Raw genomic sequence first — 14764 nt, forward strand, 5'->3', positions numbered from 1 at the left:
ATGACGGGGGACTGCTCGGCGCGGCGTGGCGGCAGCGGTTCCGGGCTACGCCCTTCACCGCTGCCGCCACGCCAGTACTCTCATCCTGATTGACGCGCTGCTCTCATCTTGTTTGACGCGCGGCATCTGAGCCGATTCTGAGCCGATTTGTGCGCCGGCCCCCCAGATGCTGCGCCTTTGCTTGAGTCGTTACCCGCTGCATCCCGGGAACCTTGCCGCCAAACGAGGGCCTGAGAAGCGATCCGACTGCGCCGGAACGGCGCTCCCATACTTGAACGAAATGATCTGTACATCCCGACAAAGACATATTCCGCACTGCGCGACGCTCTGTGGCGCGTTGCTTTTCGCCTGCCTGCCGGCCGGCGCGCTCGCACAAGCCGCGCCCGCGGCACCGGCAAGATCGGCTATGCCCGCGTCCGCTCCTGAGCCGGCACCCGTCGATCAGGCGGCCTTCGATACCTGGAAGGCACAGTTTCGCAACGACGCGATTGCGGCCGGCATTACACCGCAAACGTTCGACCGTGCGTTCACCGATGTCAGGCCCGACTTGGACGTGATCGCACGAGATCAGGCGCAGCCAGAGTTCGTCGCGCCCATCTGGGACTATTTGGACAACGTACTATCGGCCCAGCGGGTACAGCGCGGGCGCGATGCGTTGGCGGCCAACATTTCGACGCTGGCGGCAGTGTCTTCGCGCTATGCGCCGCCGCCACGAATTCTTGCCGCGATCTGGGGAATCGAAAGCAACTACGGTCAGCAGATGGGAGACCTGCAAGTCATCAGATCGCTCGCCACGCTGGCGTACGACGGACGTCGGCGTGCCTTCGCTCAAACAGAATTGATCTCTGCGCTCAAAATCCTGCAGCACGGCGATGTGACGCCGGGCCAGATGTTGGGCTCGTGGGCTGGCGCAATGGGGCAGACGCAATTCATCCCGTCGACTTACAATCGCTTCGCAGTCGATTTCGACGGCGACGGCAAGCGCGATATCTGGACGTCCAGCGCCGATGCAGTGGCGTCTGCGGCCAATCTTTTGCAATCGCTCGGCTGGCAAGCCGGCCAGCCCATCGCACTGGAAGTCACGCTTGCGGACGGCTTCGACTATGCGCAGGCCGACCTCGGCATCAAAAAGACAGTAGGCGAGTGGACTCGCGCGGGCGTCCGCCTCACTGGCGGCTCACCATCGTCGTTACGCGAAGGCGAGCAGGCATCTGTCCTCTTGCCAGCGGGGTATAAGGGCCCGGCATTTCTCGTGTTCGACAACTTCCGCGCGATTCTCGGCTACAACAACTCGACATCCTATGCGCTCGCCGTGACGCTGCTTGCTCAGCGTTTCGACGGGCAAGGACAGGTACGCGGCGCATGGCCGAAGGACGATCCACCGCTCGGCCGTACCGATCTGACGCAGCTTCAGACTTTGCTCGGACAGCAGGGCTACGATGCGGGCACTGCCGATGGGATGCTGGGGCCGGCTACGCGTGCGGCCATTCGCGCGTACCAGGCAAAAAATGGACTGCCGGCCGATGGGTATGCGAGTGCCTCGCTGCTCGAACGAGTGCGCGGGCATTGATTCGGCGCATGCGGCGCAGGGCTCGCATGCGGTACCGATCCGAACGTCACTGTTCACGGGGCGATTGGTCTGCTTTGCGGTGAAGGCGGCAATGTGCTGCACGAGATCGCGTTCGCAGCGGCCGAAAGCTTCCATACAACGAACCAACCGTCTGGCGCGTCGCCCGCAGGGACATAGTTTTGCATATATGGAAACTTTGAGGTCATCGCGCGGCCCGCATCAATAGTTTCCATTTATTCAAAACTATTGACGCAGGGGGCGCGTCACCGGTGCGATTCGAGGAATTCTTTCAGGCGAGCCATCCCCGCGTCGATCCGCGCTACATCGCACGCGTAGCACCAGCGCACGAATCCTTCGCCTTCGGGCCCGAACGCGCTTCCCGGCGCGAGACCGAGCCCCGCCTCGCGTACGAGCGCTTTGCACAGTGCAAGGCTCTGCTTCGCGCCGGGCATGGAGAAAGAGACATACATGGCGCCGGGCGGCGACGCGGCATCGATACCGGGCAACGCCCTTAGCGCCGCGACGAGATGATCGCGCGACGCGCGCAACTCGCGTACGAGCGTACGCGGGGTCTGCCCATCGTCGCCGAGCGCCGCGATCCCTGCCTGTTGGACGAACGCCGGCGCGCACGACGTGTTGTACTCGATGAGCTTCGCGAGGTCATCCATCAGCGATGCGGGGGCGACGAGCCAGCCGAGGCGCCACCCCGTCATCAGATAAGCCTTCGAAAACGAGTTCACGCAGATGACCCGCTCGTCGCGCGATGCCAGATCGAGAAAAGACGGCGCACAGACGTCCTCATGAACGTCGCCGTAGTAGAGACGCTCATAGACTTCATCGGCGAGGATCCAGATTCCGTGTCGCCGGCAGTGATCGAGGACCGCTTGTTGCTGCTCGGGGGGCATCACCCAGCCCGACGGGTTGTTGGGTGAATTGATGATGACAAGGCGCGTATCGGGCGTCAGCGCGCCAATGAGGCGATCGACGTCGAGCTGCCAACCGCTCGCGCCGTACTCGAGCGACACCGTCTCGACGCAAGCACCGAGAATTTTCGGCATTTCGACGATGTTCGGCCACAGCGGCGTGACCGCGACGACCCTGTCGCCCGCGCCGACGACGAGTTGCGATGCGAGCATCAGCGCGTTGACGCCGGCGCTCGTGACGGCAACATCGCCTGCATCGGTCGGACCATGCCAGGCCGATACGTGGCGAGCGATGGCCTCGCGCAATGGTGCGATCCCGAGGTTGTGCGTGTAGAAGGTATCGCCGGCAGCCAGCGCGGCGCACGCCGCATCGCGGATGAATCGTGGCGTGGCGCGATCCGACTCGCCGAACCAGAACGGCAATACGTCGGGATTTCCGAACCCTGCGTTGGCCACCTCGCGGATTTGCGAAGGTCGCAGCGCGCGAACCGCGTCGCGCGCATGAGGTGCGCCGACGAGCGGTGCGGTCAATGATGATTGGAGTCTTGTCATGGACAGATATCGCCGCGCCCGGACCGGGCGCGGCGCCTGCGGACAACGTTGCGAAGGTTACGCCGCCAGCAACGAGCGCAGCACGTACGGCAGAATCCCGCCGTGCTTGTAGTAGTCGACTTCGATCGGCGTATCGATGCGCAACAACACCGGCACGCGCTGCGACTTGCCATCCTTGCCATGGATGACGAGCGTGACTTCCTGCTGCGGCTTGAAGTCGGCTCCGAGCCCCTCGATATCGTACGTCTCCTCGCCGGTGATACCGAGCGATTGCACGCTGTCCGTTCCCTTGAACTGCAGCGGGAGCACACCCATGCCGACGAGATTCGAGCGATGAATCCGCTCGAAGCTGCGTGCAACGACAGCTTTCACGCCGAGCAATTGGGTGCCCTTGGCGGCCCAGTCGCGCGACGAGCCCGTGCCGTACTCTTCGCCCGCAAACACGATCGTCGGCGTTCCTTCATCGATGTACTTCATCGCCGCATCGTAAATGGAAAGCTGCTCGCCGCTCGGCTGGTGAATCGTCAAGCCGCCTTCCACACGCGTGCCGTCGACCTTCGGCGGGATCATGAGGTTCTTGATCCGCACATTCGCGAACGTGCCGCGCATCATCACGTCATGATTGCCGCGGCGCGAACCGTAGCTGTTGAAGTCGGCCTTTTGCACGCCATTGGCCTTGAGCCATTTGCCGGCCGGCGAGTCTTCCTTGATCGACCCCGCGGGACTGATGTGGTCGGTCGTCACCGAATCGCCGAAGATGCCGAGGGCTCGCGCGCCCGCGATGGCCGCAATCGAGCCGGCCGGCTGCATCGAGAACTCGCTGCCAAAGAACGGCGGCTCGGCAATGTAGGTCGACTTCGGCCAATCGTAGACTTGGCCTTCCTCGCCTTCGATCTTGCTCCAGAGGTCGCCTTCCTTCGTCAGTTGCGAATAGTTCGTGCGGAACGCATCGGCGTCGAGCGCGTACTTGAGCAGCGCGTTGACTTCCTCGCTCGACGGCCAGATGTCGCCAAGATAGATGTCCTTGCCACCCGTGCCTTGACCGACAGGCTCGGTCATCAGGTCGCGCGTAATGGTGCCGGCGATCGCATAAGCGACCACGAGCGGCGGCGAAGCCAGGAAGTTCGCGCGGATGTTCGGATGAATGCGCGCTTCGAAGTTGCGGTTGCCCGACAGCACCGCTGCAGCCACGACGTCGTTATTCGTGATGGCTTCGTTGAGCTCGGGCGTCAGATCGCCCGCGTTACCGATGCAGGTCGTGCAGCCGTACGCGGCCAGCTCGAAGCCGAGCTTCGAGAGGTACGGCATAAGCCCGGTCTTCGTCAGATACTCGGTGACGATGCGCGAGCCCGGCGCGAGCGATGTCTTGATGTGCGGAGCAACCGTCAAGCCGGCTTCGACAGCCTTCTTCGCAAGCAGGCCCGCGGCCAGCAGCACGCTGGGGTTCGACGTATTCGTGCACGACGTGATCGCTGCGATCAGCACGTCGCCGTTCTTCAGCGAAATACCGTTCGACGTCCTGTACTGCGCGTCGAGATCGGCGGGCTTCTTCGCAAAGCCGTTTTCGCCGACAGGCTTCGAGAACAGATCGGCGAATGTCGACTTCACATGGCCGATTTCGATGCGGTCTTGCGGGCGCTTCGGACCGGCGAGCGAGGGCGCGACCGTAGCGAGATCGAGCGTGACGACCTTCGTGTAGTCAATCTGGCCGGCCTTGGGGATGCCGAAGAGCTGTTGCGCCTTGAAGTAGTTCTCGAAGGCGGCAATCTCGGCCTCGGTGCGACCCGTGCCCTTGAAATACTCGATCGTCTTTGCGTCGACGGGGAAAAAGCCCATCGTCGCACCGTACTCGGGCGCCATGTTCCCGATCGTCGCGCGATCCGGCAGCGCGAGCGAAGCGGTGCCGTCGCCAAAGAATTCGACGAACTTGCCGACGACCTTCTCCTTGCGCAGCAATTCGGTAATCGTGAGCACGAGGTCCGTGGCGGTCACGCCTTCGCGTAGCTTGCCCTTGAGTTCGACGCCGACAACGTCCGGCGTGAGGAAATACACGGGCTGCCCAAGCATGCCGGCCTCGGCCTCGATGCCGCCGACGCCCCAGCCCACCACGCCGATGCCGTTGATCATCGTGGTGTGGCTGTCCGTACCGACGAGCGTGTCGGGGTAATAGACGGTATCGCCGCCCTCGGCCTTCTTGTGAACGCCGCGCGCGAGATATTCGAGGTTGACCTGGTGCACGATGCCGACGCCCGGAGGCACGACCTTGAACGTGTCGAACGCCTGCATGCCCCACTTCATGAACTGATAGCGCTCGTTATTGCGCTGAAATTCCAGTTTCATGTTCAGATCGAGCGCGTCCTTCTGGCGGTAATAATCGATCTGGATGGAATGGTCGACGACGAGATCGACCGGCACGAGCGGTTCGATCGCCTTCGGGTCCTTGCCCGTGCGCTGGGCCACGCCACGCATCGCGGCGATATCGGCGAGCAGCGGCACGCCCGTGAAGTCCTGCAACACGACACGCGCGACAACGAACGGAATTTCGTCGACGCGCGCCGCGTTCGGCTTCCAATTGGCGAGTTGCGCGACGTGCTCCGCGGAAACCTTCTTGCCGTCGACATTGCGCAGCACCGATTCGAGCACGATACGGATCGATACCGGCAGACGATCGATCTCGACGTTCAGGGCGCGGCCGAGTTCCGGCAGCGAGTAGAACTTGCCTTTGCCGCTTCCGCTATCGAATTCCTTGAGCGTGTTGTGGAGGTTGTGGGCCATGGTTTTTCCTAGGTTTGGAGCGAGGAAATGACGTTATGACGTTTCTAAAACCTGATGTTGATGCGTTGAAACGATTGCATGCCTGGCGCTAAATCACATAGAGGTCGACGTACTCGTGAACCGGCATGGCTTCGAGCCGTGCCTGATCGAGCGAGACGTCGAGAATCGCTTGCTGCTGTTTGCCGGGAAACCGACGCGCGAGATTCGCCCTGAACTTCTCGACGAGCAGCGGGATGCCTTCGGCTCGGCGGCGTTTGTGTCCGATCGGGTATTCGACGACGACTTCCTCGAGCGACGAACCGTCGTCGAAGACGATCGTCAACGCGTTGGGGATCGAACGTTTGTCGGGATCGTGATAATCCTTCGTGAACTGCGGGTCCTCGACGCATTCGATTTTCGCGCGCAATGCATCGATACGTGGGTCGGCCGCGAGCGCGTCTTCGTAATCGGCCGCCGTCAGGCGCCCGAAAATGAGCGGTACGGCAACCATGTACTGAATGCAGTGATCGCGATCGGCCGGATTCGCGAGCGGGCCTTTTTTGTCGATGATGCGAAGCGCCGCTTCATGTGTGCGGATCGTGATTCTGGCGATATCGGCAACACGCTTGCCGCTCGATCGGAGGCGCCCGTGTAAGGTCATGGCCGCTTCGACCGCGGTCTGCGCATGGAATTCGGCCGGAAACGCGACCTTGAACAGGACGTTCTCCATCACGTACGAGCCGTACGGACGCTGAAACCGGAATGCGTTGCCTTTGAACAGGACGTCGTAAAAGCCCCAGGTCTTCGCGGTCAGTGCCGATGGGTAACCCATCTCGCCGGTCCTCGCGATGAGCGCCAGCCGCACGGCGCGCGAAGTGGCGTCTCCCGCGGCCCACGACTTGCGTGAGCCCGTATTCGGTGCATGCCGATAGGTGCGCAGCGCATGACCGTCGACGAACACGAGCGAGACGGCGTTGATCAATTCGTCGCGCGTCAGGCCCAGCATCTGCCCCACCACGGCTGTCGATGCCAGTTTGACGAGCAGCACGTGATCGAGACCGACGCGGTTGAACGCGTTTTCGAGCGCGACGACGCCCTGGATCTCGTGGGCCTTCACCATGGCGACGAGCACATCGCGCATGACGAGCGGAGGCCGCCCGGCGGCAACGGCGGTACGCGAGATCCAATCGGCCACGGCCAGGATGCCGCCGAGATTATCGGAGGGATGGCCCCATTCCGCGGCGAGCCAGGTGTCGTTGAAATCGAGCCACCGGATCATCGCGCCGATGTTGAACGCGGCCTGAACCGGGTCGAGCTGGAACTGCGTGCCGGGCACTTTCGCCCCGTTGGGGACGATCGTGCCCGGCACGATGGGCCCGAGCAATTTAGTGCAGGCCGGATAGGAAAGTGCCTCCAGTCCGCAGCCGAGCGTGTCGATCAGGCAATTGCGCGCGGTATCGAGCGCAAGCGTGCTCTCGATCCTGGTGTTCAGGACATAGTCGACGATGTCGACGAGCACCTGATCGGGCACTGGCCTGACGTTTTCGATCGCGGCGGACATGGAGGAAGGCTGGCGCCCTGGCGCTCAGTTCGACTTCTGGATGGCGGTGGCCTGTGTCGGCGCCGGCTCGCCTTGCGTCATCGCCGCGGTCTTGCACTCGTCGGCGAGGCGCGCGCTGTCCTTGTCGGAGAACAGCATGGCCTTCGTCGGGATCACGACGAGATCCATGCCCGTCGCGGCATCGTGGAAGCGATCGGCACCCGTCGTCGTCGTTTCGCGCGGCAGCTTGTAGTTCTTGGTGCCCCAGTGCATGGTGACGATCTGATCGCGTTTCATGTCGCCCTTGACCTCGAAGTGCTGACTTTCAGCGCACGACCATTCGACCGAGCCCTCTTCGATGGGATCCGCTTTGGCGGGCGTGGCGCCCGACTTGCGTTTGACGGCATGGTGCTTCGGCGCCGGCTTCTTCACCGTGGCCGAATGGGTGCTCGTCTGGGCGGCCGCGTCGGCGCTGACCAGCAGCATCGTGGCGGACAGCGTGCCGATGAGGGAAGCAAGCAGCAATTTCTTCATGGGAATCGAGACCTTTCGAGTAACTTTGAGACGGAAACGGCCCTGGGTCGATATCTCACCGTCAATTTGGACGGGGGGCGACCTCAGGTGGCCGGGTCTTTTGAGACGCGGCGCTCGCTATTTTCTCCTATTTGGCCGGCCCCGCGAAAAACGATGCTGTTTCTATGGGAAGCGTTTTGCCCGTCGCTCGCGCGCGGCGCAGTACCGACCAGTAGTAGCGGTAGCTCGCGCGGTCATGCAGCGTGTCGCCGTGACGCGTCGGGCCCCACTGCGCGGCCTGGGCTGCAAGCAGAATGTCGGCGGCGAGTGCAACGGCCTCGTCGCGCGGCGCGAAGGCGGCGACGATGACCGGCACTTGCGCGGGATGGATGCTCCACATGCGCGTGTAGCCGAATTCGTCGCGTGCCCGCTCCGCATCCGCTGAGACGATGCCCATATCGCGGACCTCGGTGCTCACGTTGTGCGACGGCACGCGTCCGTGAGCATGGCACGCCGCTGCAATTTCGAGCTTGGCGCGCCGTACCAGCGGATGGTCGAACTGTCCCGGCGAGCGCATGGCCGTATCGGGGATGGCACCGTCGTGCGCCGAGACGAAATCCATGAGGCCGAACGACAGCGCCTCGACGGTCGGCAGCGCGGCCAGCTCGAAGACCCGAGCGAGCGCACCGTGCGTTTCGATCAGCAGTTGCGTCGGGATCGGCGAAGCGATGCCGAACTCACGCCGTGTGGCCTCGATGAAGGCGCACATCTCGGCCGCATCGGCGACATGGCGAATCTTCGGCAGCGTGACGTAGGCCGGCGCGCGCTTCGCGGCGCGCAGGATGAGCCGAACGTCGTCGCGCCAATGCGGATGATGGAAGTCGTGTATACGTACGCCGACGCGGCCGAACGCATCGTGCTCGCTGCCGATGAGCGACGCCACGAGTTCGGCATGCTCGGCCTCGCGGCCGACTTGCGCGCCGTCCTCGCAATCGAGCGTGACATCGAAGACCGGCCCGAGCTCGGTCTGCAGCGCGAGCGATTTGAGCATCAGCTTTTCGCTGCCCGCATAGTGGTCGCAAACGGGCAGGACGCTCGGCGGAGCTTCGCCGTCAAACAACACTTCGGCGGGGGAGAGGGCGCGCATCTTCAGCGTCACAAAGCGTCAGTCGTCGTGAACAAGAGCGGATTCGGGCGGGCTCTGCGGGTACGTGCTCGAATGCAAGGATGCAAGGCAAAGCACGCGCGAATCCACTGCGAAGTCTTGCGGGCGGCGGCGCGTCTGTCAAAGCATGCTGCCGGCGCACCGCGCACCGCGCACTGCAAGGAAGGACTACCCAGGCACGGCGCACCGGTTTTTTGGGCGCCCGCTACTGCGGGCGGACCGGCGCGCTCCGGGCATCGGCTGCGATCAGCCGAGCAGATGCTGAACGCCGTCGCGCTCTTCGAGCAGCTCTTTGAGCGTGAAGTCCATCTTTTCGCGCGAGAAAGCGTCGATTTCGAGGCCTTCGACGCGCTTGTATTCGCCGTTTTCGCAGGTAACGGGCACGCCGTACACGATGTCTTCCGGAATGCCGTAGGATCCGTCCGACGGAATGCCCATCGTAACCCATTTGCCATTCGTACCGAGAATCCAGTCACGCACGTGGTCGATCGCGGCATTGGCCGCCGACGCGGCCGACGACAGGCCGCGCGCCTCGATGATGGCCGCGCCGCGCTTGCCGACGGTCGGGATGAAGACGTTGCGGTTCCACTCGTCGTCGTTGATCAGCTTGGTGAGCGATTGGCCTTCGGCCGTCGCGAAGCGGAAATCGGGGTACATCGTCGGCGAGTGATTGCCCCACACGGCGAGCTTTTCGATCGATGCCACAGGCTTGCCCGACTTGGCGGCCAGTTGCGAGAGCGCACGGTTATGATCGAGGCGCAGCATGGCGGTGAAGTTCTTCTTCGGCAGATCGGGTGCCGACTTCATCGCGATATAGGCGTTGGTGTTGGCCGGGTTGCCGACCACGAGAACCTTCACGTCGCGGCTTGCCGCTTCGTTGAGCGCACGCCCCTGCACCGTGAAGATTTCGGCGTTCGCGGAAAGCAGGTCCTTGCGCTCCATGCCCTTCGAGCGCGGGCGGGCGCCCACGAGCAGCGCGACGTCGGCATCCTTGAAGGCGACCTTCGGGTCGTCGGTCACGACCACGCCCGCGAGCAACGGAAACGCGCAGTCTTCCAGTTCCATTACGACGCCTTTGACGGCGGCTTGCGCTTGCGGCAGATCGAGCAATTGCAGGATGACGGGCTGGTCCTTGCCGAGCAGATCGCCGTTGGCGATGCGAAAGAGCAGCGAGTAACCGATTTGACCTGCGGCGCCGGTGACGGCAACGCGCTTAGCGGACTTAGCCATTGAGAACTCTCCAGGACGATGCGTTGGTGCGTTTTGACTAGGGAAAACGCCATTTTATGCGCGTTACGCGAAGCGTGTAGGCCCAAGCGGCTCGGGGCGAGCGGCATGCCGATACGCGGCGCGCCCCGCGGTTCGCGCTGGAGTGTAGGAGCGCAGTGGAGCAAAGTCAACCTTATCTTATGTCTTATATAAGACACATGAATCGATACGAAGACCTGGACGCGCGAGCCGCGTTTATGTTGAAATGCGCGGCATGAATGCGAACCAGGCGAGCGCTGCGAATCAGAACGGCCAACCCGAAGACGGGGCGGCCGCGCAGGCCACTTCGCCGACGTTCAGCCCGCTTTATCGGCAAATCAAGGCACTTATCACGCAAAGTCTCGAGTCGGGCGAATGGAAGCCTGGCGAGATCATTCCCAGCGAGGTCGAGCTGGCGGTGCGCTACAAGGTGAGTCAGGGCACGGTCCGCAAAGCCATCGACGAACTCGCGGCCGACAATCTGCTCGTGCGCCGTCAGGGGAAGGGCACATTCGTTGCGACGCACAACGAAGAGCGCGCGCAGTTCCGCTTTCTGCGACTGCTGGCCGATGACGGCGCCGAGCACGCGCACGTGAGCCGGCTGCTGGAATGCCGGCGTTTGCGCGCGCCGGCCGAGATTGCGCGCCAGCTCGAATTGAAGCCGTCCGATCCGGTCGTGCAGATCCGGCGCTTGCTCGAGTTCGACGGCGCGACGACGGTTTTCGATGAGATCTGGTTGCCCGGCGGCGTTTTTCGCGGTCTGACGTTCGAGCGGCTCAGCGAGTACAAGGGGCCGCTTTACGCGATGTTCGAAGCGGAGTTCGGCACGCGGATGATCCGCGCGTCCGAGAAGATCCGCGCCGTGGCGGCCGAGGCTCCGGTTTCCGGTCTGCTCGGCGTGCCGGCAGGATTTCCGTTGTTGTCCGTGGAGCGCGTGTCCTATACGTACGGCGATCGCGCGGTCGAAGTGCGCCGCGGTTGGTATGTCACAACCGGGTACTACTATCAGAACGACCTGAGCTGAGGCGCTGCGGTGGCACTGCCAAGCGCTGACAAACCCCCGCTGCGCGGGGCATGTCCGGTTCGGCGAAGTCTCCGCGCGGGCGATCGCCGTCATGAGGTTCGAGGTTTTTCGCTGCGCCGCGGTATGAAAAGGCGCTAAAATCGCGGGTTAGTGTGACTACATAGTAGGGGTCTAGTATGGCAGAAGCCGTAAAAAAGCCGAGGCCGGAGTTCCGGAACATCGGCATCGGTCAGATATTGACGGCGTATCGTCTTCCTCTGGCGGGGCGTGTATCGATTCTGCACCGCGTGAGCGGTGCGCTATTGTTCGTATTCCTTCCGTTTCTGCTCTACCTCTTCGATCAAAGCCTCACCTCCGAACTGAGCTTCGAAGTCTTCAAGCTCTTTCTCTCCAACATCCTCGTCAAGCTCATCACGCTCGTTCTCGCGTGGGCTTTTCTCTTTCATTTCTGCGCCGGTATCCGCCATTTGCTGATGGATACGAACCACGATGCGGTCTCGAAGGAGAGCGGCAAGCGCACTTCCATCGTTGTCTTCGTAGTCTCGTCGGTCCTCACGATCGCCTTCGCGCTCAAACTGTTCGGAGCATTCTGAGAAATGGCAGCCAATAATCGAATCGGCTCGAAGCGCCTCGTCGTAGGCGCGCATTACGGTTTGCGCGATTGGCTCGCGCAACGCATCACCGCCACGATCATGGCGATCTATACCGTCATCCTGCTCGTCTGGTTTTTCGGCGCGCGCGATTTCTCGTACGAGGGCTGGGCATCGATCTTCGCCACGCAGTGGATGAAGCTCGCGACCTTCGTCACGCTGCTCTCGCTCTTCTATCACGCCTGGGTCGGCGTGCGCGACATCTGGATGGATTACGTGAAGCCCACCGGCGTGCGTCTCACGCTGCAAGCGCTGACGATCGTTTGGCTGCTCGCGTGTGCGGGCTACGCTGCGCAGATTCTCTGGAGAGTGTAAAAGAATGGCTGCAATCAAGAATTCTCTGCCGCGTCGCCGCTTTGACGTGGTCATCGTGGGCGCCGGCGGTTCGGGGATGCGCGCTTCGCTGCAACTGGCGCGCGCGGGCCTGTCGGTCTGCGTGCTGTCGAAGGTGTTCCCCACGCGCTCGCATACGGTCGCCGCACAAGGCGGCATCGGTGCATCGCTCGGCAACATGAGCGAAGACAACTGGCACTACCATTTCTACGACACGATCAAGGGCTCCGACTGGCTCGGCGACCAGGACGCGATCGAATTCATGTGCCGCGAAGCGCCGAATGCCGTCTACGAACTGGAGCACTTCGGCATGCCGTTCGACCGCAATGCGGACGGCACGATCTATCAGCGCCCGTTCGGCGGCCACACCGCGAACTACGGCGAAAAACCCGTGCAGCGCGCTTGCGCGGCCGCGGACCGCACCGGTCACGCGCTGCTGCATACGCTCTATCAGCAAAACGTCGCCGCGAAGACGCAGTTCTTCGTCGAATGGATGGCGCTCGATCTGATTCGCGACGCCGATGGCGACGTGCTCGGCGTGACGGCGCTCGAGATGGAAACGGGCGACGTCTACATTCTCGAAGGCAAGTGCACGCTGTTCGCGACGGGCGGTGCGGGCCGGATTTTCGCGGCATCGACGAACGCGTTCATCAACACGGGCGACGGTCTCGGCATGGCCGCACGCTCGGGTATTGCGCTGCAGGACATGGAATTCTGGCAATTCCATCCTACCGGCGTGGCCGGCGCGGGCGTGCTGATCACGGAAGGCGTGCGCGGCGAAGGCGGTATCTTGCGCAACGCCAACGGCGAGCGCTTCATGGAGCGTTACGCGCCGACGCTGAAGGACCTCGCGCCGCGCGACTTCGTCTCGCGCTCGATGGACCAGGAGATCAAGGAAGGCCGCGGCGTGGGCCCGAACAAGGACCACGTGCTGCTCGATCTCTCGCACATCGGTGCGGAGACGATCATGAAGCGTCTGCCGTCGATCCGCGAGATCGCGCTGAAGTTCGCCAACGTCGATTGCATCAAAGAGCCGATTCCCGTCGTGCCGACTATCCACTATCAGATGGGCGGTATTCCGACGAACATTCACGGTCAGGTCGTCGGTACGTCGCGCGGCCACGAAGATCCGGTCAACGGCTTTTACGCCGTGGGCGAATGTTCGTGCGTCTCCGTGCACGGCGCGAACCGCCTGGGCACCAATTCGCTGCTCGATCTCGTGGTGTTCGGCCGCGCGGCCGGCAACCATATCGTCAAGCACGTCAAGGACATCAAGGAGCACAAGCCGCTGCCGCTCGACGCCGCCGACTTCTCGCTCGCGCGCCTCGACAAGCTCGACAAGTCGAGCTCGGGCGAATACACGCAGGCGATTGCCGGCGATATCCGCACCTCGATGCAAACGCACGCGGGCGTTTTCCGCACCTCGAAGCTGCTGGCCGAAGGCGTCGAGAAGATCAAGGAGCTGGCCGAGCGCGTCAATCATGTGCACCTGAAGGACAAATCGAAGGTGTTCAACACGGCACGCGTCGAAGCACTGGAGCTCGCCAATCTGATCGAAGTGGCGCGCGCGACGATAGTCTCGGCCGAGGCCCGCAAGGAAAGCCGCGGCGCGCACGCGCAAAGCGATTACGAGCACCGCGACGACGACAACTGGCTGCGCCATACGCTGTGGTTCAGCGAAGGCGATCGCCTCGATTACAAGCCGGTGCACATGAAGCCGCTGACGGTCGAATCGGTGCCGCCGAAGGCGCGGACGTTCTAACGCGGCCCATTCCAAGGACAGCTGAAAATGGCAAAACGAATTTTCGAAATCTATCGCTACGACCCCGATAAAGACGCGGCGCCGCGCATGCAGACGTACGAGCTCGAACTCGAGCATGAGCGGATGCTGCTCGACGCGCTCGTCAAGCTGAAATCCGTCGACGAAACGCTTTCGTTCCGTCGTTCGTGCCGCGAAGGCGTCTGCGGCTCGGACGCAATGAACATCAACGGCAAGAACGGTCTGGCATGCTTGACCAACCTGAACGAGCTGCCGCAGAAGATCGTGCTGCGCCCGTTGCCCGGCCTTCCCGTGGTGCGCGATCTGATCTGCGACTTCACGCAGTTCTTCAATCAATACCACTCGATCAAGCCGTACCTCATCAACGACACGCCGCCGCCCGAGAAGGAGCGTTTGCAATCGCCTGAGGAACGTGACGAACTCGATGGGCTGTATGAGTGTATCTTGTGTGCGAGTTGCTCCACCTCGTGCCCGAGCTTCTGGTGGAATCCGGACAAGTTCGTCGGCCCGGCGGGGCTCTTGCAGGCGTACCGGTTCATTGCGGACAGCCGCGACCAGGCGACGGGCGAGCGGCTCGACAACCTGGAAGATCCGTATCGTCTGTTCCGTTGCCATACGATCATGAACTGCGTCGACGTGTGCCCGAAGGGTCTCAATCCGACGAAGGCGATCGGCAAGATCAAGGAATTGATGGTCCGTCGTACCGTTTGAG

At 62.6% G+C, this 14764-nt stretch carries 12 protein-coding genes; 6 read left to right on the forward strand and 6 right to left on the reverse strand.

What is annotated here, in order from left to right; genetic code table 11:
* Positions 1-406: 406 nt before the first annotated feature.
* Positions 407-1570, forward strand: a complete 1164-nt coding sequence (locus GWC77_RS09250) for a lytic murein transglycosylase (protein ID WP_217283223.1) — start codon at positions 407-409, stop codon at positions 1568-1570.
* A 263-nt stretch (positions 1571-1833) separates the two neighbouring features.
* On the opposite strand, the gene GWC77_RS09255 is transcribed toward GWC77_RS09250, so the two are convergent.
* From GWC77_RS09255 to GWC77_RS09280, 6 genes are all read right to left on the reverse strand, one after another.
* Positions 1834-3045: a pyridoxal phosphate-dependent aminotransferase gene (locus GWC77_RS09255; RefSeq protein ID WP_173256614.1), complete on the reverse strand. Its 1212-nt coding sequence runs from the start codon at positions 3043-3045 to the stop codon at positions 1834-1836.
* A gap of 57 nt (positions 3046-3102) precedes the next feature.
* Positions 3103-5820 (reverse strand): aconitate hydratase AcnA, encoded by a 2718-nt coding sequence (gene acnA, locus GWC77_RS09260; RefSeq protein ID WP_173256615.1) that lies wholly within the window; start codon positions 5818-5820, stop codon positions 3103-3105.
* 88 nt (positions 5821-5908) lie between these two features.
* Complete coding sequence (locus tag GWC77_RS09265; protein ID WP_173256616.1) at positions 5909-7360, reverse strand: bifunctional 2-methylcitrate dehydratase/aconitate hydratase; 1452 nt, start codon at positions 7358-7360, stop codon at positions 5909-5911.
* 24 nt (positions 7361-7384) lie between these two features.
* Positions 7385-7873, reverse strand: coding sequence for a hypothetical protein (locus GWC77_RS09270; RefSeq protein ID WP_173256617.1), 489 nt, complete (start codon positions 7871-7873; stop codon positions 7385-7387).
* Positions 7874-8000: 127 nt separating this feature from the next.
* Positions 8001-8999 carry a CoA ester lyase gene (locus GWC77_RS09275; protein WP_173256704.1) on the reverse strand — a complete coding sequence of 333 codons (999 nt, stop codon included), beginning with the start codon at positions 8997-8999 and terminating at the stop codon, positions 8001-8003.
* Between the two features lie 264 nt (positions 9000-9263).
* A complete protein-coding gene (locus tag GWC77_RS09280; protein ID WP_173256618.1) occupies positions 9264-10247 on the reverse strand; it encodes a malate dehydrogenase in 984 nt (327 codons plus the stop codon).
* 253 nt (positions 10248-10500) lie between these two features.
* Between GWC77_RS09280 and GWC77_RS09285 the strand changes: the two genes are divergently transcribed.
* The 5 genes from GWC77_RS09285 (at position 10501) to GWC77_RS09305 (ending at position 14763) form a co-directional block, all read left to right on the forward strand.
* Positions 10501-11289: a GntR family transcriptional regulator gene (locus GWC77_RS09285; RefSeq protein WP_173256619.1), complete on the forward strand. Its 789-nt coding sequence runs from the start codon at positions 10501-10503 to the stop codon at positions 11287-11289.
* A gap of 176 nt (positions 11290-11465) precedes the next feature.
* Positions 11466-11882, forward strand: coding sequence for a succinate dehydrogenase, cytochrome b556 subunit (gene sdhC, locus GWC77_RS09290; RefSeq protein ID WP_173256620.1), 417 nt, complete (start codon positions 11466-11468; stop codon positions 11880-11882).
* Between the two features lie 3 nt (positions 11883-11885).
* Complete coding sequence (sdhD, locus tag GWC77_RS09295) at positions 11886-12254, forward strand: succinate dehydrogenase, hydrophobic membrane anchor protein (RefSeq protein WP_173256621.1); 369 nt, start codon at positions 11886-11888, stop codon at positions 12252-12254.
* A gap of 4 nt (positions 12255-12258) precedes the next feature.
* Positions 12259-14034 (forward strand): succinate dehydrogenase flavoprotein subunit, encoded by a 1776-nt coding sequence (sdhA, locus tag GWC77_RS09300; RefSeq protein WP_173256622.1) that lies wholly within the window; start codon positions 12259-12261, stop codon positions 14032-14034.
* A gap of 27 nt (positions 14035-14061) precedes the next feature.
* The gene (locus tag GWC77_RS09305) at positions 14062-14763 is read left to right on the forward strand and encodes a succinate dehydrogenase iron-sulfur subunit (protein ID WP_173256623.1); all 702 of its coding nucleotides are present in this window, start codon (positions 14062-14064) and stop codon (positions 14761-14763) included.
* The last annotated feature ends 1 nt before the right edge of the window (position 14764 follow it).

The sequence above is a fragment of the Paraburkholderia sp. NMBU_R16 genome, from assembly GCF_013282575.1.
In the GTDB taxonomy this organism is placed as follows: Bacteria; Pseudomonadota; Gammaproteobacteria; order Burkholderiales; family Burkholderiaceae; genus Trinickia.